Below are 24452 nucleotides of genomic sequence, written 5' to 3'. Positions count from 1 at the left end.
GATCATTTGTAGTCATTGATTGTTGTTCACCGTGTTTACACAAGGAATGACGGTCAATGACTATCAAGTAATTAGCAGTGACAAATTTTAACCTATAATCTCCAACCAATGTCGTTCAAAAAGAACAAAAAACTCAACAGCGACTTTGCCAGCGTAACAATCAGCTTGGCATCGCCAGAGTCTATTTTGGAGAGTTCCTACGGCGAGGTGACACAGCCGGAGACGATCAATTACCGTACTTACAAACCCGAAATGGGCGGCTTGTTCTGCGAGCGTATTTTCGGGCCAGTTAAGGACTGGGAATGTCACTGCGGTAAATACAAACGGATTCGCTATAAAGGCATTATCTGTGACCGCTGTGGTGTGGAAGTAACTGAGAAAAAGGTTCGCCGGGAGCGTATGGGGCACATCGAACTGGTTGTTCCTGTTGCGCATATCTGGTATTTCCGCAGCTTGCCTAATAAAATTGGTTACCTGTTAGGTCTTTCGACCAAAAAACTTGATCAGGTTATCTACTACGAACGGTATGTAGTCGTTCAGCCTGGCGTTAAAGCTGAAGACGGTATCAACCAGCTCGACTTCCTGACCGAAGACGAGTATCTGGATATCATCGATAAACTGCCGAGCACAAACCAGCACCTCGACGACAAAGACCCGAACAAATTCATCGCTAAGATGGGGGCGGAAGCGTTAGAAATGCTGTTGTCGCGCGTAGACCTTGACGAACTGTCGTATTCACTGCGTCACTCGGCGGCAACCGATACATCGCAACAGCGTAAAGCAGAAGCGTTGAAGCGGTTGAAAGTGGTAGAAGCGTTCCGGGAGGCAAATGGCCGTATCGAAAACCGTCCTGAGTGGATGGTTATCAAAATGGTGCCGGTTATTCCACCCGAACTTCGTCCGCTTGTCCCTCTGGACGGTGGCCGATTCGCAACGTCTGACCTGAATGATCTATACCGTCGGGTAATCATTCGGAACAACCGTCTGAAGCGTCTGATCGAGATCAAAGCACCGGAAGTAATTCTACGGAATGAAAAACGGATGTTGCAGGAAGCGGTCGATTCGCTGTTCGATAACTCACGGAAAGTAAACGCTGTTCGCTCGGAAGGTAACCGCGCCCTGAAATCGCTGTCTGACATGCTAAAGGGTAAGCAAGGCCGTTTCCGTCAGAACCTGCTTGGTAAACGGGTTGACTACTCTGGTCGTTCGGTTATCGTCGTTGGTCCTGAATTGAAACTGCACGAATGCGGTCTGCCAAAAGACATGGCGGCTGAGCTATTCAAGCCGTTCGTTATCCGGAAGCTAATTGAGCGGGGTATCGTTAAAACGGTTAAATCAGCGAAGAAAATCGTTGACCGGAAAGATCCTGTTATCTGGGACATTCTGGAAAACGTATTGAAAGGACACCCTGTACTGCTGAACCGGGCTCCAACGCTGCACCGTTTAGGTATTCAGGCGTTCCAGCCAAAGCTGATTGAAGGTAAAGCTATCCAGTTGCACCCACTCGTTTGTACAGCGTTCAACGCTGACTTTGACGGTGACCAGATGGCTGTGCACGTACCACTTGGTCAGGAAGCTATTCTCGAAGCATCTTTATTGATGCTGGCGTCGCATAACATCCTGAACCCCGCCAACGGAGCACCAATCACTGTACCATCGCAAGACATGGTACTTGGCTTGTATTACGTAACGAAGGGCCGTAAGAACACGCCAGAATACCCGATTGCGGGTGAAGGTATGACGTTCTACGGCGCTGAGGAAGTAATCATCGCTATCAACGAAGGTAAAGTTTCGAAACATGCCAACATCAAATGCCGTGTGAAAGTACGGGATGAGAATGGTGAGCTTGTTTACAAAGTACTTGATACGGTTGCTGGCCGGTTGTTGTTTAACCAAGCGGTGCCGGAAGAAGTAGGATACATCAATGAACTGCTGACGAAGAAAAAGCTGCAACAGATCATTGCGTTTATCTTCAAGATCTCGGGCGGTGCGCGGACAGCTCAATTCCTCGACGAAATCAAGGAACTTGGTTTCCAAATGGCGTTTAGAGGTGGTCTGTCAATTGGTTTGAGCGATGTCATGATTCCTGAAGCAAAACAGGGACTCGTTGAAGAAGCAAAAGCGGAAGTGCAGGGCGTTTGGGATAACTACCTGATGGGTCTGATCACGGAGAACGAACGGTACAACCAGGTTATTGATATCTGGACCCGTGTGAACTCTCGTCTGACCGAGACGCTGATGAAGCAGCTTGAAGCTGATCAGGGTGGTTTCAACTCAATCTACATGATGATGCACTCGGGAGCCCGTGGTTCTCGCGAGCAAATTCGTCAGTTGGGTGGTATGCGGGGTCTGATGGCTAAGCCACAGAAAAACCTGCAAGGCTCAGTCGGTGAGATCATTGAAAACCCAATTCTGTCGAACTTTAAAGAAGGTCTCGACGTCTTGGAGTACTTTATCTCAACGCACGGCGCACGGAAAGGTCTGGCTGATACGGCTCTGAAAACGGCCGATGCTGGTTACCTGACTCGTCGTCTGCACGACGTAGCACAAGACGTTATTATCAGTGAAGATGATTGCGGTACACTCCGTGGTCTGCAAGTATCGGCGCTGAAAGACAACGAAGATATCGTTGAGCCACTGTCTGAACGTATTCTGGGTCGTACTACGGTTCACGATATATATGATCCGCTTTCGAAAGAACTGATCGTTGGCGCTGGCGAACTGGTTACGGAAGATGTAGCGGCTCGGATTGACGAAACCAGCATCGAAACGGTTGAAATCCGTTCGGTACTGACCTGCGAATCTCGTCAGGGCGTTTGTGCGAAATGCTACGGTCGTAACCTGGCATCGGGCCGGATGGTAGACATTGGTGAAGCTGTAGGTGTAATTGCCTCTCAGTCAATCGGTGAGCCAGGTACGCAGTTGACACTTCGTACGTTCCACGTCGGTGGTACGGCGTCGAACATTGCGGTTGATGCGTCGATCAAAGCGAAATTCGATGGTCTGATCGAGTTTGAAGAAATGCGTACGGTTGAATCGGAAGATGCAGAAGGAAACGCACAAACGGTCGTTATGGGTCGTTCGGGCGAAGTACGGATCGTGAATCCAGAAGACCGGAACCAGGTTCTGATCAGCAACAACGTGCCATACGGTGCTTTCCTTCGCGTGAAAGATGGCGATATGGTTAAGAAAGGTGATGATATTTGCGCATGGGATCCCTATAACGCCGTTATCCTCTCTGAATTAACCGGTACGCTGAATTTTGATGCGATTGAAGATGGTATTACCTATCGTGAGGAGTTTGACGAACAGACTGGCTTCCAGGAGAAAGTGATCATCGAAAGCCGCGATAAGGCTAAGAACCCTGCCATCGTTGTAAGTGGTACCAGTACGCTGCTACTACACCTTGATGAAACCGGAAACGGTCAACTTCAAAAAGGCTACAACCTGCCAGTTGGTTCACGTCTGGTCGTTAAAGAAGGACAATCGATTAAAGCAGGTCAACCGCTGGCGAAGATTCCACGTAACGTTGGTAAAACACGCGATATTACGGGTGGTCTGCCACGTGTAACGGAATTATTTGAAGCCCGGAACCCATCGAACCCGGCTGTCGTGAGTGAAATTGATGGTGTCGTTACGTACGGTACTATCAAGCGTGGTAACCGCGAGATCTTCATCGAGTCGAAAGACGGTACGAAGAAAAAGTATCTCGTCCCACTGTCGAAGTTCATCCTTGTCCAGGATAACGACTTTGTACGGGCTGGTGCTCCACTGTCGGACGGTGCTATTACACCAAGCGACATTCTGGCGATTAAAGGGCCAACGGCTGTTCAGGAATACCTGGTAAACGAAATTCAGGAAGTTTACCGTCTGCAAGGGGTGAAAATCAACGATAAACACATCGAGGCTATCGTGCGCCAGATGATGCAGAAAGTTGAAATCATCGATTCGGGCGACACCAACTTCCTCGAAGGTCAAGTTGTTGATAAGTGGGCATTCCGTGAAGAGAACGACAAAGTTCTCGACGCTAAAGTGGTTATGGATGCTGGTGATTCAACGAACTTCAAGCCTGGCCAGATTGTAACAAGCCGTCAGTTACGCGATGAGAACTCAAGTTTGAAACGCCGTGACCTGACACTGGTAACCGTCCGTGATGCAATGGCTGCCGTTTCGCAACCAACGCTGATGGGTATTACACAGTCGTCGCTTGGTACAGACAGCTTCATTTCGGCGGCTTCCTTCCAGGAAACAACCAAAGTGTTGAGTGAAGCGTCTATCCGTGGTAAGCGTGACATGCTCGAAGGATTGAAAGAAAACGTTATCGTCGGTCACCTGATCCCTGCTGGAACGGGTATCCGTCGCTACCAAAACGCAATCGTCGGTTCGAAAGAAGAACTTGAGTCAATCACCGAATCACGGGAGCAGTTTGCTCGTAGCAAAAAGCGGGCAACGGTATAGTCTTAGCTGAATATAGTTGTAAAAAATACCCTGGCCGGCAATGGCTGGGGTATTTTTATGACAGAAATCGGAACAAATGAATTAACTAGCAGATTATCTTTCCAAACCATTTTTACAATTAGATTTTATGCAACTCAACGCAGGTTGTGAATTGTCATTCGAAGCAAAAGCGCCGACACCTCTGATTCTTATGCTACGCCCTCGCTCGGGAGCTGGTCAATGGATTGTTCGCGAAGAATATCAAATCACACCAGCTGTGAACGTTACCGAATTTACGGACATGTATGGCAACCTCTGCCAACGCGTGATAGCACCGACCGGCCCATTCTCCATCCATTTCTCAGCCACCGTTCAGACAGCCAACGAAATTGATGTAGCCCCTGGTGCACCCTACACGCCTGTTGAAGAGCTACCGGACGATGTGTTACACTATACGCTTCCCAGCCGCTATTGCCAGTCGGATCAACTAGGTGATCTAGCCGCAGACATTACAAAAGAGAGCGAGCCCGGTTATGACCAGGCCGAGGCAATTCGTCTTTGGATACATACGAATGTGAAGTATCAATACGGTACAAGCGACGCCAGCACCTCTGCCGTTGATACGGCTAATAAGCGCGTTGGTGTCTGTAGGGATTTCACACACTTGGGCATTTCCCTGTGTCGGGCGCTTAATATTCCTGCTCGAATGGTAGTTGGTTATCTCTACCAGTTGGACCCTATGGATTTGCATGCGTGGTTTGAAGCGTACGTTGATGGGCGATGGTTTACGTTTGATGCAACGCAGGAGAATCCGCGTGGTAACCGAATCACGGTAGCGTATGGCCGCGATGCCGCAGATGTTGCTTTTACTACTCAGTTCGGCCCTATGGACCTTAACGATATGAAAGTGTGGGTCGAAGCAGCCGATAAAGACGAGGATGAGAAAAAGCCTGATGAAGTTACAACCGATTCGGCTTCGGTCGGGTCTAACAATCAAAACGAGGCTAGCCAATGAAAAAACAACTCCTTTACTTCATTATGTTAGGAGCCGCAACTTCGATGACGGCCTGTCAGCAGGAGCACGATATCCAGCCTGATTCGTCGTTGGCGGGCGAGGTAGCGGGTAATTATCACACTAATTACTTTCTTGATCCTTCCTGCGTTGCTGTGCCTACGAATAAAATGCCTTCAGCCGAGTTAAGGGCTGAGTCGGATAGTGCTGTAACTCTGATTTACACAAAGTCGTATCCAGATAAAGAAGTCAGACAAATAGAACACGTTCGTTTGACTCGTGAAGCTGATGCGGTTCAACTGCGATTGGCGGACTCAAGTATCGGTTCGCTCCAGACAGATCGTGTATTTACGGACAACGGTATGGAGAAGCAGGGGAAGATACTACGGATCTCTGTCCAGCCTGATAATGGAAGTGCTGTTTACTTTGCAGGCTATAAAAAGTAAAGCGCGGCACCGTTGGATGTCGCGCTTTACTCCTGAAAAAATAGTCTTTACTACCTAGCGAACAGCAAACTCACCAGCCCCAATACGGAAACCTTCAGAGTATAGTTCGACGGTATATTTACCTGGTTTGTAGGGAATGCCCCGCGTATAGAGCAGTTCAACGTTTTGACCGTTGCTAGTATAGTTAACCGTTTGCTTTGTCGTGTAAATCGTTTCGTTGCCATCTACAGTAAACGTGCCAGAGCCATTAGCCATGTCAGAGACAACGGCTCCGCTTGGGTCAAGTACGCGCACGAAAACCTCTTTAGGTTCTTCTTTCGTCAAAGGGTTATCCAAAAGCGTGTAAACTAACTTGATCTTGTCTAAACGCTTGGCTTTGTAAGCATCGTCTTCTTTGACTTTTCCTTTTGCATTAACAGAAAACACTTTAACGTTTTGCGCTTTCAGAGCGGCAGCCCGAGTAACTTTCGTGCTTAAATCCTGGTTCTGAGCCACCACAGTCGTTACAGAATCAGTAAGACGCTGTCTGTCTGTTTTAAGACCAGTGTTCTCTTCATCCAGCGTTTTTACGTTAGTGGCCAGCGTAACGTTTTCACGCTGTAGATTGGCAATCAACGTATCTTTCTCGACTAGGAACGCTTCATACTGTTTTATCTTCGCTTCATATTTAGCCAGCGAAACCCGGTTGCCTCTACGCAAAGATGCTTTATCTTCTTCCAACTGCGCTTTAACTTTTTGAAGCTCGCTAACATCGCCACCTAGTTTTTGAACTTCTGCAATTTTAGCGTCTAAGGCAGTGGAAATAGAATCTAGTTTTACACGCGTCGTTGAAAGCTCTTCGACACGTTCAGAAATAGTTACTTCTTGATTTTCAGATACTTTCTTTTGATCAAAATACAAATAACTCGATACGCCAGCCAAGCCAGTCATTATTATTAGAGCCGCAAGTAAGGCACCATTTGTTTTTGACTTTGGGGGATTGTTCTCCATGGCAATTTTTTGGTTTAACGGTTTAACATGCACAGACTCAAAAAAGCCGCTTTCGCGGTTGTGTAGAGGTTGTTACATTGTAGAAATGTATTGTTGGGCTAAGAAAAAATATAAACTACCGGTATTGGGCGTAGTTTTAATTATGGCACAAACTCGGAACGCCCTTCGGTACGGGCATATTGCATACAGAAACGGAATCTTATTCAAAAAAGTTTGTGTATTGCCCAATGAGCGTCTAGTCAAGGATTCTTGGTAATCAAAAAATTAAGCCGGATAATAAACGATTTCATTCGATTCGCGATGAGCATCAAACCGAAAGTTATCGCGGTAGTCCCGTAACAACATGACTCTACGAAGGGTTACGCCCTAAAAATAAATGCCAGAACTTCCCGAAGTTGAGATACGACGTCAGTACTTGGAAGCGTCTTCTCTGAATCAGCCTATTAGCCATATTGAGGTCGAAGATAAAAAGCTGCTCACAACCGATTATAATACGTTGCTTGCCAAGCTTGAAGGTAGACAGTTTACCGGTACCCAACGGATCGGTAAAAACCTGTTCGTGCTTACGGACGATCCGGAGGTCATCGTTCATATGCATTTCGGGATGACAGGCGATCTGGAGTATTACCATGCTTCCCTGGATCGTCCGCGTTTTGCGCGAATCGTATTTGAGTTCGCATCGGGATTTAATCTGGGTTTTTTGTGCCCGCGCAAGTTTGAACGTGTTGGTTTAATCGATAGCATCGAAGCGTTCATAAAGCGCAAAAAGATCGGTAAAGACGGCCTGGATATTTCGGTTGACGATTTGTCGGCAAGTATTCAGCGAAAAAAAGCATTGATCAAACCTGTGTTACTCGACCAAAGCGTAGTGGCCGGGTTAGGTAACTGGATTGTTGACGAGGTATTGTTTCAGGCATTCGTGCATCCTAGTCAACGGGCTGATACACTTACCGAAAAGCAATTAGATCAAATCCACGGAGCTATCCGTCTGGTTCTGGAAACGGCTATCCGTTACGAAGCTGCTTATCGTGATTTCCCCAATAGCTTTCTTATTCATGTCCGTGAATGGGACGACTCGCCTTACGATGATGTAGAAGCGCATAAATTTTGTCCGCGTTGTAAGACGCGCATTGAGCGGACCGAAGTAGGAGGGCGCACTACGTTCTTTTGCCCAAAAGAACAGGTAGTACCTGCTGACTAACTATAAATCCTTTATGTTGCCAAAGCCGATCACATCCCGGTAAACATGATCGTCGGAGAGTTCAGCGGCTCTAAGCAGTTTATCAGAACCGAATTTACTTTTCAAATCATACAAGGTTTGACGCAATTTGTTTTTGCGAGCACTATCCGTAAAAAGGTCAAGCGGAACTAGCTCACTCGGTATGAAGCGATAGACAACAAGGGACATAGAATGTAAGTGTTCATTCAAAACGGGTTCACAACGGTGAGTACTCTGAAACTTGTCTAGTCGTTCCTTTATGACACGGTACAAGTCTATTCCATCCTGTTGCGGATTTGAAAAGTGAACCTCGTAGTTAAACGTTCTGCCGGTATGATACCGACAAGAAAAAGACATATCCTGACAAAAGACGCCTTTTTGCACCATACGTCGTTCCAGCGTCAGACAAAGGGCTTGCAGTAATTCGTCCAGGCGTTTGCCATCGTTACGCTGTTCCGCCGAAATTGTCCGCATCGCTGACATACTCTTATTGCTTTCGTTGGTTTCCAGATCAACCTCACCACCAAAATTTAAGCGCAGATGCCAATGCCAGCCAATAATACTTTTACAGACTGCCCGCAGATACTCGGGAGAAGCATAGCGTAGATCAATTGGAGTGTGAATGCCACCGGCTTCTAATCGAATCGCCATGCGGTGACCAATACCCGGTAAATCCGTTAAGGCTAGTTTCTGTAAAATGTTATCAATCGTATCAGGAGTAATTATTGTTAAGCCGTCGGGCTTCTGTAGATCGGATGCCAGCTTTGCGAGGAAGGCATTGGGGGCGATACCAATTGAGCAGCGCAGATAATCACCTACTTTTTCCCGGATCGCTCTTTTGATGACTTTGGCCACCTGCGCCATGTCTTTATAAGCCAGTTGGTAATTTGTCAGATCGATAATCGCTTCATCGATACTTTTAGGAACAACATCATCGGAGAAAGTGCGCAGAACGGCGATAATCTTCTTATGGTATTCTCGGTATCGGTTAGGATGAGTTTCAATGGGAACCAACTCTGGACAGAGAAGAATTGCCTGATCCAGCCGCATCCCTGTCTTAATGCCTTTTTGCTTTGCTTCTATAGACGGAGAGATCACGCAGCCATTTCGACCGGTGTAAACACATACGCCTACCGGACGACCGCGCAACCATAGTTTTCCTGTTGTTCACAAGAAGCAAAAAAGCTGTTCATGTCTACAAAAAGGACTGTAGGCTTGGTATGGGATGTAAGTCGATTCCGGTTCATCAATTTACTGTAATAAAGTGGTGATTCCTGTGTTCATTTCGATGTATTTGTAGTATGTTTGTTGTAATACAAACGCAATATATTTTAGTTGTATTATACTGTCAATTATCTTTACTACAATGGCAGAAAAATGTTCAGAAAAAATTGATAGCGAGGTGACTATACAAGATCGACTAAAACAGGTTTTTGAGGCCTTAGGCATCACTATATATCAGATTGCCAAAGAGTTGGGCGAAAATCCGTCTAAGTTTTATAACATTCTTAACGGACGAGCCAAACCTTCCTATGACACAATCATGAGTTTGCTGGCTTGCTATCCGCAAATCAGTGCTGACTACCTTATCCGAGGTGTTCTACCCGTGCTGAACTCGCCGGAAGAAAATGCTATGGTCATGGCGACTGATGAGGATACGATGGAAATACCCTTCGTACCCGTCCGTTTTTACGCAACGTTTGTGGAAAGTTATACGGATGGGATAGGGGCTTCAGATATCGAATCATTCCGGGTGCGTAAGCCGGTCATGAAAGGTCATAAACAGGCGGTAGTACTGGAAATATCAGGGAATAGTATGAGCCCACAGTTAGCTCATGGAGCCAAGGTGTTGGCTATTCCAGTGAACGAAAACGACTGGGTGTACCAATCAGGAGGTGTGTATGCGGTAATGTATCGGGATTATTTCGTTGTTAAGCGGGTCCGTGACAACGAATTATTGACGAGAAAATACCTGACGCTTCACTCCGACAATCCCAATGGTGGTAATGTAACGGTGCCCTTGCAGGATATTCGGGGCATGTGGAAGATTGTGACGATTGTAGAAGCACCAGTAGAATAAAACAACGCATCAACGAAAAGACCCGCTCGTCGCGGGTCTTTTCGTTGGTATGATATCCGTTAAGCTGTTATTCGTTCTTCTGTATGCATCACTTCTTTTTGATGCGACCACATTTCCTGAAAGATAAGGCTACGCTCACGCAGTTCTACAAAGCTACCTTCATCGACAACGCGGCCGTTACGGAGGATATAGATGTAATCGAACATGGGTAAAAGATGAAGTCGGTGCAGCGTCGATACAACCGCTTTGTCAGAAAATTCTCTGAGCATCTTGTGGTATATCTCGAACTCTGTTTTAGGATCGACACTACTCGTTGGTTCATCAAGCAATACAATATCGCTTGTTCGGGCAGCTAAAACACCTCTTGCCAAAGCCAGTCGTTGGCGCTGACCGCCTGACAGGTTCAACCCTTTTTCCTGAATACTTGTGTCAAGCCCCTGCGGTAAATGCTTAACGATATCAGCAAAGTGAGCTGTCTGACAAACCTGGATTATCTCGTTGTCATCAAACGGTAGGCCAAGAGTAATGTTATACCCAATCGTATTCTCAAAGATCTCGGGCTCTTGCGGAAACAGGGTGACCGTGTTGGCAATCGCCTTCATATCGGTATAAAAATGCTGATCGTCTACCTGCACCGACAAGCCTGGCTCAGTAGTGTACAAACCGCGTAACAACGTGAGTAATGTACTTTTTCCGGAACCGCTTTCGCCAATAAAGGCAATCCGCTTGCCACGCGACAGTTGAATGCCGACATTGTGGAGGGCAGGAACCTGCCGCTGATCCGATCCTAATTGACCATGAGAAAAGTTCAGGTTAGACAACGTAATGGTTTGCCAGTTTTCTGGTAATGATACCTGCGAATCCGACTGTTTATACTGAGCGTATGCCTCACTAATACTCCGTACCGTCTGTACATCCGTATTGAACTGAACGATCTGCGTGTATTGATAAGCTACATCATTAAATACGCTCGTAAACTGGTTTACATAACCCAGCAGGGTAACGAGACCACCGACATAAAATATCTGCCCTGGCGTATAGTGCTGGTAAACGTAACCCGTCGCCATCACTACGTAGATAAGCGTAATAAGGATACTAGCTACAAACCACTTCCACTCGTTAATAGTCACCTGACGCATGAATGGTGGAAAAATTGCACTTATCTTCTGCGAGAAGCTTTCTTCAATACGCTTTTCGAGCCGGAGTGTAATTACCGTAACGATGTTCGACAAACTGTCGAAGAGTGTCGAGGACGCGGCATGTTCGCGTTCATTTGTTTCGTTGAGGGCTTTGATGAACGGGCGATCAAAGCGAAGAATGACATAAACGGTCAAAGCGCCAAGCGCTACACCGATCACCCCAAAAACCGGGGAGAAATACAGCATAGCCCCAAACGAGAACAAAAACTTGGAGATGGCATGTAGGTAAACGAACCCATCCTGGAAAAACAACTTCAGGGCGTCGTAGGCCTTTCGGATTCGGTTGATAGTTGCGCCACTGTGATGATCTTTATGCCAGCTAACGGGTAGGTGTAGTGTCTGATGGTACAGCTCATCCAGAAAATTGCGACTCAGGTTAAAAGCCAGTCGGCGTTCAAGAACTCGGGCTGGCCCATGGAAAGCCCATTCCAGCACTTTAAGGGCTAAGACACCTCCGGCGTAAACAAAAGCAGTGTTTACAACATCGTTGCCTTCACGCTGAACAGACTCAATGAACCAGCCGAAAAGTAACGGATGAAGAGCGACAATAATGTTGGCGAAAATGAAGAGCACATACACAAGTATGTACTGACGCTTCTCATGCCGGGCATACTGCCAAGCAGTACGCATGAGAGCTAAGTAAGGATTTTGCATGTTATGAAGTTACGGTAGTGATTCTGAGCCAGAATCACAATACAAAGTTGACGAAAACTAAGAAATTTACGTTCAACAAATCAATATTTTTTCCTCCCATAACGAAGGTTGGCTATAGATAGTATGGGGTCCTGAATCGGATGCGAAAAGCTATATCCGTTCAACAATTCAGTTTGTTACGCACGCAAGCGAAACGCCACGCTTCCTAATATGAGAAACCACTATATTTCTAGATCATTTATTTGTTTTCTGATTGGCTTTCAGTAATTTTGCGACCTGATTTGTAAAAGGTGCCTTTGTGAACTTACTGGCCCCTTCTCACTGTTTTAGAATTAAAATAACTCTCAGTATAACAAGCTAATGGCTCGCGATTTAAATTTCACGAGAAACATCGGTATCGCTGCTCACATCGACGCAGGTAAAACGACCACAACCGAACGTATTCTCTATTACGCCGGGGTAAGCCACAAAATCGGTGAGGTTCACGATGGTGCCGCAACGATGGACTGGATGGAACAGGAGCAGGAGCGCGGTATCACGATCACTTCGGCTGCCACCACTGTTGACTGGACCTACCGGGACAAAAAATACCATATCAACATTATCGATACACCGGGCCACGTTGACTTCACGGTTGAAGTAAACCGCTCACTGCGTGTACTTGATGGTCTTGTCTTCCTGTTCAGCGCCGTCGATGGTGTTGAACCTCAGTCAGAAACCAACTGGCGTCTGGCTAACAATTATAACGTTGCTCGGTTGGGCTTCGTTAACAAGATGGACCGTTCAGGCGCTGACTTCCTGAATGTTTGCCGTCAGGTAAAAGAAATGCTGGGCAGCTACGCTGTTCCTCTTCAGTTACCAATCGGTGAAGAAGACAATTTCAAAGGTGTAGTTGACCTTGTTAACTTCCGTGGTCTTGTCTGGAACGAATCGGATAAAGGAATGACCTTCCAAGTAGTTCCTATTCCAGACGACATGATGGAGGAAGCTACCGAATGGCGCGAAAAACTTCTTGAAGCGGTTGCCGAATTCGACGACACGCTCATGGAGAAGTACTTCGAAGATCCAGAATCAATTTCGGAAGACGAAATTCTGGCAGCTCTTCGTAAAGCAACCATCGCGATGAAAATCGTGCCGATGCTTTGCGGTTCGTCGTTCAAAAACAAGGGTGTTCAAACGATGCTCGACTACGTGATGGCACTGCTGCCATCGCCGTTGGACAAAGAAAGCATCAAAGGTACGAACCCAAACACGGGTGAAGAGATTTCGCGCAAACCATCTTCGGACGAGCCATTCTCTGCATTAGCGTTCAAAATTGCAACTGATCCATACGTTGGTCGTTTGTGCTTTGTGCGTTCATACTCGGGTATCCTTGAGTCGGGTTCTTACATCCTGAACAACCGTTCGGGTAACAAAGAGCGGATCTCGCGGATTTTCCAGATGCACGCTAACAAGCAGAACCAAATCGAACGCCTGGAGGCTGGTGATATCGGTGCTGTCGTTGGTTTCAAAGACATCAAAACGGGTGATACCCTGTCTGATGAAAAGAACCCAATCGTTCTTGAATCCATGGTGTTCCCTGATCCAGTTATCGGGTACGCTATCGAGCCGAAGAAAACGGCCGATCAGGATAACTTCTCGAAAGCTATTGGTAAACTGATCGAAGAAGACCCAACCTTAAAAGTTGAGTCGAACGAAGAAACCGGCCAGACCATTATCCGTGGTATGGGTGAGCTTCACCTTGAAATTATCATTGACCGGATGCGTCGTGAGTTTAAGGTAGAGGTGAACCAAGGTGCACCACAGGTTGCCTACAAAGAGAAGCTGACCAAGAACGTTGAACACCGGGAGGTTTACAAAAAGCAAACGGGTGGTCGCGGTAAATTTGCTGATATCGTGTTCGAACTTGGACCTCGTGACCAAGATGAAGCTGGTGTTACGCAACCAGGTCTGGACTTTGTGAACGGCATCGTCGGTGGGGTGATTCCTCGCGAATTTATTCCTGCTGTACAGAAAGGCTTTGACGAATCGCTGAAAAATGGTCCGCTAGCTGGCTTCCCATTGGAAAGCATGAAAGTTCGTCTGTTCCATGGTTCATATCACGACGTTGACTCCGATTCGCTGTCATTCGAGATGGCCGCTCGTTTAGGATTCCGTGAAGCTGCTCGCCAAGCTGGTCCGAAACTGCTCGAACCAATCATGGCTGTTGAAGTACTAACACCAGAAGAATATACCGGTCCAATCACTGGTGACCTAAACCGTCGCCGTGGTGTCATGAAAGGCATGGATAGCAAAGCTGGATCACAAGTGATTAAAGCCGACGTCCCTCTTTCTGAACTGTTCGGTTATGTAACGGATCTGCGTACTATGTCTTCAGGTCGTGCTACGGCTAACTTGACGTTCTCGCATTACGAAGTGGTACCACAAAACATTTCGGATAGCGTAGTAGCGAAAGAAAAAGGAACCGGAAGATCGTAAGCTTTTAAGATACTGGGCAGTAGGTCAACCGGCCTGCTGCCCATTTTTTGTGCTGTCGGAGTAAATGGTTCTTTCGGCAGGACGTACATAAACAAATAACGAACCACAACACAATGAGCCAAAAAATTCGCATTAAGCTGAAGTCGTTTGACCACATGCTGGTTGACAAATCGGCGGAGAAAATTGTTAAAGCTGTTAAATCGACAGGAGCTGTCGTAAGCGGGCCAATCCCTCTCCCAACAGACAAAGAGATTTACACGGTACTGCGGTCGCCCCACGTCAACAAAAAGGCACGGGAGCAATTCCAGCTTTGCACCTACAAGCGTCTGGTTGACATTTATAGCAGCAGCGCTAAGACGGTTGACGCATTAATGAAACTTGAGTTGCCAAGTGGTGTTGATGTAGAAATCAAAGTCTAACGATTTTCGGCTAAAGGCTTTTAATGCCGCCAGTGTAATACCGGAATGTATTATACTGGCGGCATTTGTTTTGGAGATTTATTTGCTTATAAATTATTTTGAAATATTTTTTCTGATTGTCCAAGAAAATTTATACTTTTGCACTCCCAAACTCGAGTGAGAGTTAAAGACATATAAGGGTGAAGGTCCACACATGTGGAAACCACATCTGACTATTGGTTAGACAAGCCTCGTAAGCAGGCCTTGTGTGACCGTGAAAGGTCAGGTGTAATATACCCGACCTTTTTTTATGTCTTTTTGGGCTGAGTGTTAAGCAGATATAGGAATTTCCTGATAGTTTGCCTACCTTTGCGGCCCGATTCAGAAGGTCTGAGTGCGGGATAGTACCTATTTTTTACCTGCTTACTTTAAACAAACACAAATGTCTGGTTTAATTGGCAAGAAAATCGGGATGACCAGTGTGTACAATGCGGACGGGCAGGCTCTGGCATGTACAGTCATTGAAACGGGTCCCTGTGTCGTAACACAAGTTCGTAGCATCGAAAAAGATGGCTACACGGCTGTGCAGCTAGGTTTCGGCGACAAAAAAGAAAAGCACACCAACAAGCCGGAGTTGGGCCACTTCAAAAAGGCTGGCACCACACCAAAGCGTAAACTTGTTGAGTTCAAGGAATTTGAACAAGAGTTTAACCTTGGTGACACGCTTACGGCGGCTGACGTATTTGGCGAAGGCGACTTCGTTGATGTTGTCGGAACAGCCAAAGGGCGCGGTTTCCAAGGCGTTGTGAAACGTCACGGATTCGGTGGGGTTGGCGGTCAAACGCACGGTCAGCACAACCGGGGACGTCACCCAGGTTCGATTGGTGCTTGCTCATTCCCTTCTCGGGTATTTAAAGGTCTGCGTATGGCCGGTCGTATGGGCGGCAACCGCGTGAAGGTTCAAAACCTACGTGTCCTGCGCGTTCTGTCTGAGCAAAACCTGCTCGTTGTTAGCGGTTCGATTCCTGGAGCCAAAAATTCATACGTTATTATCGAGAAGTAGGTCATGGAAGTAATCGTATATAACAGCAAGGGCGAAGACACAGGCAAAAAGGTCACCCTTCCAGAGGAGGTTTTCGGTATCACGCCGAACCAACACGCGATTTACCTCGACGTGAAACAGTACCTGGCTAACCAGCGTCAGGGAACGCACAAAGCGAAAGAGCGCGCTGAAAATGCTCACTCTACACGCAAACTTAAGAAGCAAAAAGGAACCGGCGGTGCCCGCGCTGGTAGTGCTAAATCGCCCGTGTTTGTTGGTGGTGGTACTATCTTCGGTCCTCGTCCCCGCGACTATAGCTTCAAACTGAACAAGAAAGTGAAATCGTTAGCCCGTAAATCGGCTCTTGCTGTTAAAGCGCAGGCTAACAACATTTCAGTTATTGATAACATCACGCTGGAAGCTCCCCGTACGAAAGATTACATTCAATTCCTGACCGATCTGAATGTAGCTGGCCGTAAAACGCTGCTGATTCTACCGGACATCAACACGAACGTTGTTCTATCGAGCCGGAACGTGCAGAAAGCAAAGGTAACCACTGCATCGCAGGTTAATACCTACGATCTGGTGAATGCAGACCAACTGCTTATCAGCGAAGGAGCTTTGTCAACCATTCAAACGTTGTTCGACAAATAATCATGAGCGTACTGAAACGACCAATCGTCACCGAAAAAATGACGGGCCTTAACAAGCAGGGGAAGTATGCTTTTGAGGTTGAATTAAAAGCAAACAAGCTCGAAATCGTTAAAGCTGTCGAGAAATTGTACGGCGTAAACGTCGAGGCTGTTCATACAATGCGGTCGCTTGGTAAAAAGCGGAGCAAGAATATTAACGGACGCGTAGTTACCGGGAAAACCCCCACTACCAAGAAAGCAATCGTAACGGTTGCGGAAGGCGAAGTAATCGATATTTACGCTGACTTGTAAACCGGGCATTGCCCTACCAATTAATCAGTCATGGGAGTTAAGAAACTAAGACCAATAACGCCGAGTACACGTTTTCGCGTGGCACCCGACTTTGCGGAAATAACAACCTCCAAGCCGGAAAAAAGCCTGCTGGAGCCCCTAAAGAGAACCGGCGGCCGGAACAATGAAGGTCACCGCACTATGCGCTACATTGGTGGAGGTCATAAGCGGCACTACCGTATTATTGACTTCAAGCGCGATAAAGTCGGCCAGCCAGCCGAAGTTTTGACTGTAGAATACGATCCAAACCGTTCGGCCCGTATCTCTCTGGTGCAGTATGCTGACGGTGAGAAACGCTACATCATCGCGCCACAAGGTATCACGGTTGGTCAGACTATTCAGTCTGGCGAAGGTTCGACACCTGATGTTGGGAACGCATTACCACTGGCTGCCATGCCAATCGGTACTATTGTTCACAACATTGAGCTAACACCCGGCAAAGGTGGTGCAATGGCTCGCTCTGCCGGTACGTATGCACAACTAGTCGGTCGTGAAGATAAGTATGCTATCCTACGTTTGCCTTCTGGGGAAACCCGTCGGGTATTAAGCGCTGGTATGGCTACTGTAGGTTCTGTATCGAACCCCGACCACATGAACGTTGTCGTTGGGAAAGCAGGGCGTAACCGTTGGTTAGGTCGTCGTCCCCGCGTTCGTGCAGTAGTAATGAACCCTGTCGATCACCCAATGGGTGGTGGTGAAGGCCGTGCTTCGGGTGGTCACCCACGTTCACGGAATGGCCAGTTCGCTAAAGGTCAGAAGACCCGCAACAAGAACAAGGCTTCAGAAAGCATGATTATTAGCCGACGCAAAAAGTAACAGATAACAATGGCACGTTCACTTAAAAAAGGCCCATATATTGATTTCCGTCTGGACAACAAAGTACAGACTCAGAATGAATCGGGCAAGAAATCGGTCATCAAAACCTGGTCGCGTCGTTCAATGATTTCGCCGGATTTCGTAGGCCACACCTTTGCTGTTCATAACGGCAATAAGTTTATCCCGGTTTATGTCACCGAGAATATGGTAGGCCACAAGTTAGGCGAGTTTTCTCCAACGCGTAACTTCCGGGGACACACTGCAAAGAAAGACAAGGGCAAACGATAAGCAAGTTTAAGTTTTGGCTCGTAAAGCTGAAAACTGAAAAACTGAAAACTTCAAAAGAATGGAAGCAGTAGCAAGACTTAGAGATGTGCCCACGTCGCCCCGTAAGATGCGGTTAATCGCCGATCTGATTCGTGGTCAGCGTGTTAGCCGGGCGTTGGGTCTCTTAAAATATCAGCCGCAAGCCGGTGCCGCCGTATTACAGAAAGTGCTGTTATCGGCGGTTGCCAACTGGCAACAAAAAAATGAAGGCGAGCGCATTGAAGACGCAGACCTTTATGTAAAAACGATTTTTGTAGATGGTGGTCCAATGCTGAAGCGTCTGCGCCCTGCCCCACAAGGTCGTGGTCACCGGATTCGGAAGCGGTCAAACCATATTACTATCGTAGTAGATAGTGCAGCTCAGCCTGTGTTAAGCCAGGCAGAAGCAGAAACCCCAGAAAACGAACAATAAGAAATGGGACAAAAAATAAATCCAGTTGGCCTGCGACTTGGTATTGTTCGGGGCTGGGAATCAAGCTGGTACGGTGGTAAAGAATTTGCTGACAAACTCGTAGAAGACGAGAAGATCCGCAAATACGTAGCTGCTCGTATCCCCAAAGGAGCTATCGCACGGGTCGTAATTGAACGTACGCTGAAGCGTGTAACCTTAACGATCCACACGGCACGTCCAGGTATCGTTATCGGTAAAGGTGGTGGCGAAGTTGACAAGATCAAAGAAGAGTTGAAAAAAGTGACGGGTAAAGACGTCCAGATCAACATCTTTGAAATCAAGCGTCCTGAAATCGATGCTAAACTGGTTGGTGAAGCGATTGCTCAGCAACTACAGGCACGTATATCGTTCCGTCGCGCGATGAAGCAAGCTATTCAGTCGGCTATGCGCGTAGGGGCACAGGGAATTAAAGTAAAAGTATCAGGTCGTCTGGGTGGAGCTGAAATTGCTCGCTCGGAGCAGTATAAAGAAGGACGTGTTCCTCTGCATACGTTACGTGCCGATATTGACTATGCAATTTCTGAAGCACAAACCGTTTACGGAAAAATCGGCATCAAAGTGTGGATTTTCAAAGGTGAAGTGTACGGAAAGCGTGATCTGTCTCCAGCAGCTATGATGAGTCAGGCGCAGGCAGGCGAACGCAACGCAAGTGCGAATGATCGTGGTGATCGTCGTGGCCCACGTGGCGACCGCGATGGAAACGAGCGTGGTGGTCGCAACCGGGGCGATCGTGGCGGTAATGACCGTGGCGGCAACCGTGGTGGTGGTCAAGGTGGCAACCGTGGCGGTGGCGGTCAAGGCGGCAACCGTGGCGGTGGTGGTCAAGGTGGCAACCGTGGCGGTGGAGGACCAAGACGATAGACGAGTTTTCAGTTTTCACGGGTGTCCGTGTGGTTTTGATTCCGCTTTGACTCAATCAAAAAAGAAGTAAAAACTGAATAACTGAGAACTGTAAACTTCCTTAAAGATGTTACAGCCAAAAAGAACAAAATTTCGCAAGCAACATAAAGGACGGATTCCTGGTATCGCATCGCGGGGCCACGAAATAGCATTTGGCACGTTCGGCATCAAATCGCTGGAGCCGGGCCGGATCACTGCCCGCCAGATTGAAGCTGCCCGTATTTCTGTAACGCGGGCCATGAAACGTGAAGGCCAAGTTTGGATTCGTATTTTCCCAGACAAGCCAATCACCAAGAAGCCAGCCGAAGTACGGATGGGTAAAGGTAAAGGTGCACCAGAATACTGGGTAGCCGTTGTAAAACCCGGCACGATTATGTTCGAAGCAACGGGCGTTAGTCTGGAAACGGGTATGGAAGCTCTGCGCTTGGCAGCACAAAAATTGCCAGTTCGGACCAAGTTTGTGGTTCGGCGCGATTATCAAGAGCAAGGCGAATAATCCCTAAGCGACGAACAAAATGAAAAAAGAAGACTTGAAAGGACTGTCGGCCGACGAACTGCGTAACGAGATCAGCGCAGAACAAGACCGTCTGCTGAAACTGAAGTTCGCTCATGCGGTATCTCCAGTAGAGAACCCAATGCGCATTCGCGAGAGCCGTAAACGGATTGCTCGCCTGAACACAGAACTGACGGTTAAATCGCGGCAAGCCTAATAAGATACGACGATGGAAGAGCAACAAGCACCAGCACCGCAGGAAGAAGCAACTACTTCGGCGGTCGTAGCAACAGAACAGCCGCAGGCAGCCGCAACACAAGCTACGGCGTCGGAGCGGAACGCTCGGAAAGAGCGTATTGGACGGGTGACAAGCAATAAAATGCAGAAAACGATCACGGTTGCGGTAGAACGTAAAGTGAAGCACCCGTTGTACGGTAAGTTTCAGAATAAAACGAAGAAACTGACCGTTCACGATGAAAAAAATGAGTGCGGTATCGGCGACACTGTTCGCGTTATGGAGACCCGCCCATTGAGTAAAAACAAACGTTGGCGTTTAGTCGAAATCATCGAAAAAGCGAAGTAAGCCATGGTACAGCAAGAATCGAGATTAGGTGTAGCCGATAACAGTGGCGCTAAAGAAGTGCTCGTTATCCGTGTTCTGGGCGGTACTGGCAAACGTTACGCATCTGTCGGTGACAAGATTGTCGTAACGGTAAAGCAGGCTTTGTCGTCTAGCAGCATGAAGAAGGGCACGGTGTCAAAAGCTGTTGTCGTTCGGACGAAAAAAGAAGTACGTCGTAAAGACGGTTCATATATCCGTTTTGAAGACAATGCAGCTGTTCTGCTCAACAACAACGATGAGCCTCGCGGCACCCGTATTTTCGGACCTGTGGCTCGCGAATTGCGTGAGAAGCAGTTTATGAAAATCGTATCGTTAGCTCCAGAGGTATTGTAAGCAATGGAAAAGAAAATAACGCTGCCAAAGCATAAATTCCACATCAAGACGGGTGATACGGTCCTCGTCATTGGTGGTAACTCAAAAGGTCAGCGCGGTGTGGTGAAAGAAGTAATCGTAGAGAAAGATCGTGCTCGTGTTGAGGGCGTCGCTATGATTACGAAGCACATGAAGCCAACCGCTTCTAACCCACAAGGGAGTTTGGAAAAAACGGAGGGTTCGATCCACATCAGCAATCTGAAATTGGTCGATCCAGCTACTGGCGAACCAACCCGTACGGGTCGTAAGTTGAACGACAAGGGAAAGCTGCAACGCTTCTCGAAGAAGACAGGCAACTTTATCCCAGATCGGTCCGCCGATGCGGGTCGTAAATAACCTTAAGCAGGTCTAAGAAAATGGCAACGCCAAGACTGAAAGAAAAATATTTAAACGAGGTCGTTCCCCAATTGAAAGACAAGTTTCAGTATAAGTCGGTTATGCAAGTACCGCGTCTGAGCAAGATTGTTATCAATAAAGGGATCGGTGCTGCTGTCGCTGACAAGAAGTTGGTTGACGTAGGCGTCGAAGAATTAACGACCATCACGGGTCAGAAAGCCGTTCCGACTCTGTCGAAAAAGGCTGTATCGAACTTCAAGCTGCGGGAGAAAATGCCAATCGGTGCGAAGGTGACACTACGTGGTGAGCGGATGTATGAATTCCTGGATCGGTTAACGACAGTTTCGTTGCCGCGCGTTCGGGACTTCAAAGGCATCAGCGATAAAGGATTTGATGGCCGTGGCAACTACACGTTCGGTGTACAGGAGCAGATCATCTTCCCTGAGATCAGTATTGACAAAGTAGCTCGTATCTCAGGTATGGACATCACGTTCGTGACGACTGCCAACTCGGATAACGAAAGCTATGAATTGTTGAAATCATTGGGTATGCCATTTGCAAACACTGGCAAGAAATAACCAACAGACATGGCAAAAGAATCAATCAAAGCCCGGGAACGGAAACGTGAAGCACTGGTAGCTAAGTACGCTGCAAAGCGTGCTGCTTTGAAAGCTGCTGGTGACTATATTGGTCTTGATAAGCTGCCTAAAAACGCATCACCTGTTCGTCTGCACAACCGTTGCAAATTAACGGGTCGCCCACGGGGTTACATGCGTAAGTTTGGCATTTCGCGGGTAACGTTCCGTGAGATGGCATCGGCAGGTAAAATTCCAGGTGTAACTAAGGCAAGCTGGTAGTTCCAGTCATCATTTCCATTTGTAATTCAGTTTCCGTAATTTTGCGAACTTTCTTGGAAACAGGGGTTTGCAAGTAACGCAACGCTAAGAATGAATACAGATCCAATAGCAGATTTTCTGACCCGAATCAGAAACGCTATCCGGGCTAAGCACCGGGTTGTGGAAATTCCTGCTTCCAATATAAAGAAAGAAATTACCAAGGTTTTGTACGATAAGGGGTATATCCAAAACTACAAGTTTGACGATAACTCTGCCCAGGGCACGATCAAGATCGCGCTTAAGTACAATCCAACGACAAAGCAATCTGCTATTGTTGACCTACAGCGTATCAGCCGTCCTGGTCTTCGCCAGTATCGCGGAGCTGACCATCTACCCCGTATCCTGAATGGACTGGGTGTAGCCATCATTTCGACTTCTAAAGGCGTGATGACGGACAAAGAAGCTAAGACGCTGAACGTGGGTGGTGAAGTATTGTGTTACGTGTATTAATCCGAACTGAACGATGTCACGCATAGGTAAGAAACTCATCGCTCTGCCAAGCAACGTTACGTTGACCGTAGATGGTCAAAACGTTGTGACTGTAAAAGGACCGAAGGGCACGCTGACTCAAACGATTGATCCGGACATTTCGGTAGCAGTCGAAGAGGGCCAGATCCAAGTATCCCGTCCGACGGAACAAAAACGTCACAAGGCGTTGCACGGCCTTTACCGTTCGTTGGTTAACAACATGGTAACAGGTGTAAGCGAAGGCTTTAAACTTGACCTGGAAATAATCGGGGTAGGTTACAAAGCATCGGTCGCCAACAATGTTCTCGAACTACAACTAGGATACTCGCACAACGTGTACGTAGCTGTTCCTTCTGAGATCAAAGTAACGGCTGTAACCGAAAAAGGACAGAACCCAAAGGTTTACCTTGAAGGTTCTGATAAACAACTTCTCGGTGATGTAGCGGCCAAAATCCGCTCACTGCGTAAAGTTGAGCCTTACAAAGGGAAGGGTATCCGCTTTGTTGGTGAGCAAGTACGCCGTAAAGCTGGTAAGTCTTCGTCGAAAAAATAAGGTCAAGTTATTGTCATTAGTTGCCATTAGTTATTTGTTCATTATGGGCAGCTATCGGCAACCAATGACAATCAATGACTAATTAAGGACAATAAAAATCGCCTATTTGGTCGGAATCAAATAAGATGGCAACGAATAAACAAGAAAGAAGACAACGGATTAAATACGGTATCCGGGCAAAAGTTTCTGGTACAGCCGAACGTCCCCGTTTGTCAGTTTTTCGCTCGAACAAAGCGATTTACGCTCAATTAATCGATGACGTTGCCGGTAACACGCTGGCAGCCGTTTCTTCGGTTGAACTGAAGAGCGAAGTAGAAGGCAATACCGTCGAAACTGCAAAGAAAGTCGGACAGCGGCTAGCTGAAAAAGCGCTTGCCAAAAACATCGACACCGTCGTATTCGACCGTAATGGCTATTTGTATCACGGTAAAGTAAAAGCACTGGCCGATGCAGCCCGCGAGGGTGGCCTTAAGTTCTAAAGGATGAACACGAACGCAGCAAGACCGACAAAGTTTAACGAAGCCGACCTGAAAGAAAAGGTGGTAGCCATCAACCGCGTAGCGAAGGTGGTAAAAGGTGGTCGCCGGTTTAGTTTCTCGGCAATTGTCGTTGTCGGAGACGGTAACGGTGTCGTCGGATACGGCTTAGGTAAAGCCAATGAAGTGACGGATGCCATCGCTAAAGGAGTAGAAGATGCTAAGAAAAATCTGGTGCAGATTCCTCTCTTGAAGCACACGGTACCCCACGAAATGGAAGGCAAATTCAGTGGTGGATTTGTTCTCCTGAAACCTGCTGCTCCTGGTACGGGTGTAATTGCGGGTGGTGCTATGCGGGCTGTTCTTGAATCAGCTGGTGTCCGCGACGTATTAGCGAAGTCAAAAGGTTCGTCGAACCCACACAACGTGGTGAAAGCAACGCTTGACGCACTGCTGAAAATGCGTTTGCCACACCAAGTTGCTTTCCAGCGTCAGGTGAGTTTGGCTAAAGTATTTAACGGTTAATTAGAAAGGAGCAATAGACATGGCACGAGTACGCATCACGCAGGTCAGCAGCACCATTAAACGACCGCTATCTCAGAAAAACGCAATCAAGTCGTTAGGCTTGGGCAAAATCAACCACAGTGTTGAGCTAGAATATAACGATTCTTTAAAAGGTGCTATCAACAAAGTACAGCACTTAGTAAAGGTTGAAGAAATTTAAGTATCTTTGCGATTCTTTTGGCTTCCTATTCAGCGTGGTCTCGTACCGCACATGATTGAGAGGTCAAAAGAATCATCTTT

Annotated in this window: 29 protein-coding genes; 26 read left to right on the top strand and 3 right to left on the bottom strand. The window is 47.3% G+C overall.

The window, feature by feature from the left end; all coding sequences use genetic code 11:
• The first annotated feature begins 108 nt into the window (after positions 1 to 108).
• The 3 genes from rpoC (at position 109) to LQ777_RS23295 (ending at position 5895) form a co-directional block, all read left to right on the top strand.
• Positions 109 to 4458: a DNA-directed RNA polymerase subunit beta' gene (rpoC, locus tag LQ777_RS23305; protein ID WP_232560322.1), complete on the top strand. Its 4350-nt coding sequence runs from the start codon at positions 109 to 111 to the stop codon at positions 4456 to 4458.
• 127 nt (positions 4459 to 4585) lie between these two features.
• A complete protein-coding gene (locus LQ777_RS23300) occupies positions 4586 to 5452 on the top strand; it encodes a transglutaminase domain-containing protein (RefSeq protein WP_232560321.1) in 867 nt (288 codons plus the stop codon).
• Entirely contained in the window at positions 5449 to 5895 is a 447-nt protein-coding gene (locus tag LQ777_RS23295; RefSeq protein ID WP_232560320.1) for a hypothetical protein, read from the top strand. The genes LQ777_RS23300 and LQ777_RS23295 overlap by 4 nt, the downstream gene beginning before the upstream one ends.
• Before the next feature lie 54 nt (positions 5896 to 5949).
• Here LQ777_RS23295 and LQ777_RS23290 read toward each other — a convergent pair whose 3' ends face one another.
• On the bottom strand, positions 5950 to 6885 hold the full coding sequence (locus LQ777_RS23290; protein WP_232560319.1) for a hypothetical protein: 936 nt from the start codon (positions 6883 to 6885) through the stop codon (positions 5950 to 5952).
• Between the two features lie 376 nt (positions 6886 to 7261).
• On the opposite strand from LQ777_RS23290, the gene LQ777_RS23285 reads away from it, so the two are divergent.
• Positions 7262 to 8086, top strand: a complete 825-nt coding sequence (locus tag LQ777_RS23285) for an Fpg/Nei family DNA glycosylase (RefSeq protein ID WP_232560318.1) — start codon at positions 7262 to 7264, stop codon at positions 8084 to 8086.
• Here LQ777_RS23285 and LQ777_RS23280 read toward each other — a convergent pair whose 3' ends face one another.
• On the bottom strand, positions 8087 to 9202 hold the full coding sequence (locus LQ777_RS23280) for a DNA polymerase Y family protein (RefSeq protein ID WP_232560317.1): 1116 nt from the start codon (positions 9200 to 9202) through the stop codon (positions 8087 to 8089). It lies immediately after the preceding gene.
• 268 nt (positions 9203 to 9470) lie between these two features.
• Here LQ777_RS23280 and LQ777_RS23275 point away from each other — a divergent pair, with 268 nt between their 5' ends.
• Positions 9471 to 10184, top strand: coding sequence for a LexA family transcriptional regulator (locus LQ777_RS23275; RefSeq protein ID WP_232560316.1), 714 nt, complete (start codon positions 9471 to 9473; stop codon positions 10182 to 10184).
• A gap of 59 nt (positions 10185 to 10243) precedes the next feature.
• On the opposite strand, the gene LQ777_RS23270 is transcribed toward LQ777_RS23275, so the two are convergent.
• Positions 10244 to 12037, bottom strand: a complete 1794-nt coding sequence (locus LQ777_RS23270; RefSeq protein ID WP_232560315.1) for an ABC transporter ATP-binding protein — start codon at positions 12035 to 12037, stop codon at positions 10244 to 10246.
• Between the two features lie 360 nt (positions 12038 to 12397).
• On the opposite strand from LQ777_RS23270, the gene fusA reads away from it, so the two are divergent.
• The 21 genes from fusA (at position 12398) to rpmD (ending at position 24372) form a co-directional block, all read left to right on the top strand.
• Positions 12398 to 14515: an elongation factor G gene (gene fusA / locus LQ777_RS23265; protein WP_232560314.1), complete on the top strand. Its 2118-nt coding sequence runs from the start codon at positions 12398 to 12400 to the stop codon at positions 14513 to 14515.
• Between the two features lie 113 nt (positions 14516 to 14628).
• Entirely contained in the window at positions 14629 to 14934 is a 306-nt protein-coding gene (rpsJ, locus tag LQ777_RS23260) for a 30S ribosomal protein S10 (protein ID WP_077134125.1), read from the top strand.
• 421 nt (positions 14935 to 15355) lie between these two features.
• Positions 15356 to 15976 (top strand): 50S ribosomal protein L3, encoded by a 621-nt coding sequence (gene rplC / locus LQ777_RS23255; RefSeq protein WP_232560313.1) that lies wholly within the window; start codon positions 15356 to 15358, stop codon positions 15974 to 15976.
• Between the two features lie 3 nt (positions 15977 to 15979).
• On the top strand, positions 15980 to 16609 hold the full coding sequence (rplD, locus tag LQ777_RS23250; protein WP_232560312.1) for a 50S ribosomal protein L4: 630 nt from the start codon (positions 15980 to 15982) through the stop codon (positions 16607 to 16609).
• A 2-nt stretch (positions 16610 to 16611) separates the two neighbouring features.
• Entirely contained in the window at positions 16612 to 16899 is a 288-nt protein-coding gene (gene rplW, locus LQ777_RS23245; protein ID WP_164034770.1) for a 50S ribosomal protein L23, read from the top strand.
• 30 nt (positions 16900 to 16929) lie between these two features.
• Complete coding sequence (gene rplB, locus LQ777_RS23240) at positions 16930 to 17754, top strand: 50S ribosomal protein L2 (protein ID WP_232560311.1); 825 nt, start codon at positions 16930 to 16932, stop codon at positions 17752 to 17754.
• A gap of 9 nt (positions 17755 to 17763) precedes the next feature.
• The gene (gene rpsS / locus LQ777_RS23235) at positions 17764 to 18042 is read left to right on the top strand and encodes a 30S ribosomal protein S19 (protein ID WP_176568964.1); all 279 of its coding nucleotides are present in this window, start codon (positions 17764 to 17766) and stop codon (positions 18040 to 18042) included.
• Between the two features lie 58 nt (positions 18043 to 18100).
• A complete protein-coding gene (gene rplV / locus LQ777_RS23230) occupies positions 18101 to 18493 on the top strand; it encodes a 50S ribosomal protein L22 (protein WP_232560310.1) in 393 nt (130 codons plus the stop codon).
• Positions 18494 to 18496: 3 nt separating this feature from the next.
• Positions 18497 to 19393 carry a 30S ribosomal protein S3 gene (rpsC, locus tag LQ777_RS23225; RefSeq protein WP_232560309.1) on the top strand — a complete coding sequence of 299 codons (897 nt, stop codon included), beginning with the start codon at positions 18497 to 18499 and terminating at the stop codon, positions 19391 to 19393.
• A 106-nt stretch (positions 19394 to 19499) separates the two neighbouring features.
• Positions 19500 to 19928, top strand: a complete 429-nt coding sequence (gene rplP / locus LQ777_RS23220) for a 50S ribosomal protein L16 (RefSeq protein WP_232560308.1) — start codon at positions 19500 to 19502, stop codon at positions 19926 to 19928.
• A 19-nt stretch (positions 19929 to 19947) separates the two neighbouring features.
• On the top strand, positions 19948 to 20142 hold the full coding sequence (gene rpmC, locus LQ777_RS23215; RefSeq protein WP_232560307.1) for a 50S ribosomal protein L29: 195 nt from the start codon (positions 19948 to 19950) through the stop codon (positions 20140 to 20142).
• A 12-nt stretch (positions 20143 to 20154) separates the two neighbouring features.
• Positions 20155 to 20508 (top strand): 30S ribosomal protein S17, encoded by a 354-nt coding sequence (gene rpsQ, locus LQ777_RS30595; RefSeq protein WP_262923862.1) that lies wholly within the window; start codon positions 20155 to 20157, stop codon positions 20506 to 20508.
• Between the two features lie 3 nt (positions 20509 to 20511).
• Positions 20512 to 20880, top strand: a complete 369-nt coding sequence (rplN, locus tag LQ777_RS23205; protein ID WP_018618706.1) for a 50S ribosomal protein L14 — start codon at positions 20512 to 20514, stop codon at positions 20878 to 20880.
• A 3-nt stretch (positions 20881 to 20883) separates the two neighbouring features.
• Entirely contained in the window at positions 20884 to 21255 is a 372-nt protein-coding gene (gene rplX / locus LQ777_RS23200) for a 50S ribosomal protein L24 (protein ID WP_232560306.1), read from the top strand.
• Between the two features lie 20 nt (positions 21256 to 21275).
• Positions 21276 to 21833: a 50S ribosomal protein L5 gene (rplE, locus tag LQ777_RS23195; protein ID WP_232560305.1), complete on the top strand. Its 558-nt coding sequence runs from the start codon at positions 21276 to 21278 to the stop codon at positions 21831 to 21833.
• 9 nt (positions 21834 to 21842) lie between these two features.
• Positions 21843 to 22112 carry a 30S ribosomal protein S14 gene (rpsN, locus tag LQ777_RS23190; RefSeq protein ID WP_077919287.1) on the top strand — a complete coding sequence of 90 codons (270 nt, stop codon included), beginning with the start codon at positions 21843 to 21845 and terminating at the stop codon, positions 22110 to 22112.
• Between the two features lie 90 nt (positions 22113 to 22202).
• Entirely contained in the window at positions 22203 to 22601 is a 399-nt protein-coding gene (gene rpsH / locus LQ777_RS23185) for a 30S ribosomal protein S8 (RefSeq protein ID WP_232560304.1), read from the top strand.
• A gap of 13 nt (positions 22602 to 22614) precedes the next feature.
• Positions 22615 to 23172: a 50S ribosomal protein L6 gene (gene rplF / locus LQ777_RS23180; RefSeq protein WP_232560303.1), complete on the top strand. Its 558-nt coding sequence runs from the start codon at positions 22615 to 22617 to the stop codon at positions 23170 to 23172.
• Positions 23173 to 23297: 125 nt separating this feature from the next.
• Positions 23298 to 23651: a 50S ribosomal protein L18 gene (gene rplR, locus LQ777_RS23175; RefSeq protein ID WP_262923861.1), complete on the top strand. Its 354-nt coding sequence runs from the start codon at positions 23298 to 23300 to the stop codon at positions 23649 to 23651.
• 3 nt (positions 23652 to 23654) lie between these two features.
• Positions 23655 to 24173 (top strand): 30S ribosomal protein S5, encoded by a 519-nt coding sequence (gene rpsE / locus LQ777_RS23170; protein WP_163941476.1) that lies wholly within the window; start codon positions 23655 to 23657, stop codon positions 24171 to 24173.
• Positions 24174 to 24192: 19 nt separating this feature from the next.
• Positions 24193 to 24372, top strand: coding sequence for a 50S ribosomal protein L30 (gene rpmD, locus LQ777_RS23165; RefSeq protein ID WP_164034783.1), 180 nt, complete (start codon positions 24193 to 24195; stop codon positions 24370 to 24372).
• Positions 24373 to 24452 lie beyond the last annotated feature (80 nt).

The organism is Spirosoma oryzicola (assembly GCF_021233055.1).
In the GTDB taxonomy this organism is placed as follows: domain Bacteria; phylum Bacteroidota; class Bacteroidia; order Cytophagales; family Spirosomataceae; genus Spirosoma; species Spirosoma oryzicola.
Note: the sequence above shows the minus strand (reverse complement) of the source record. Positions and strands in the feature narration are given on the sequence as shown.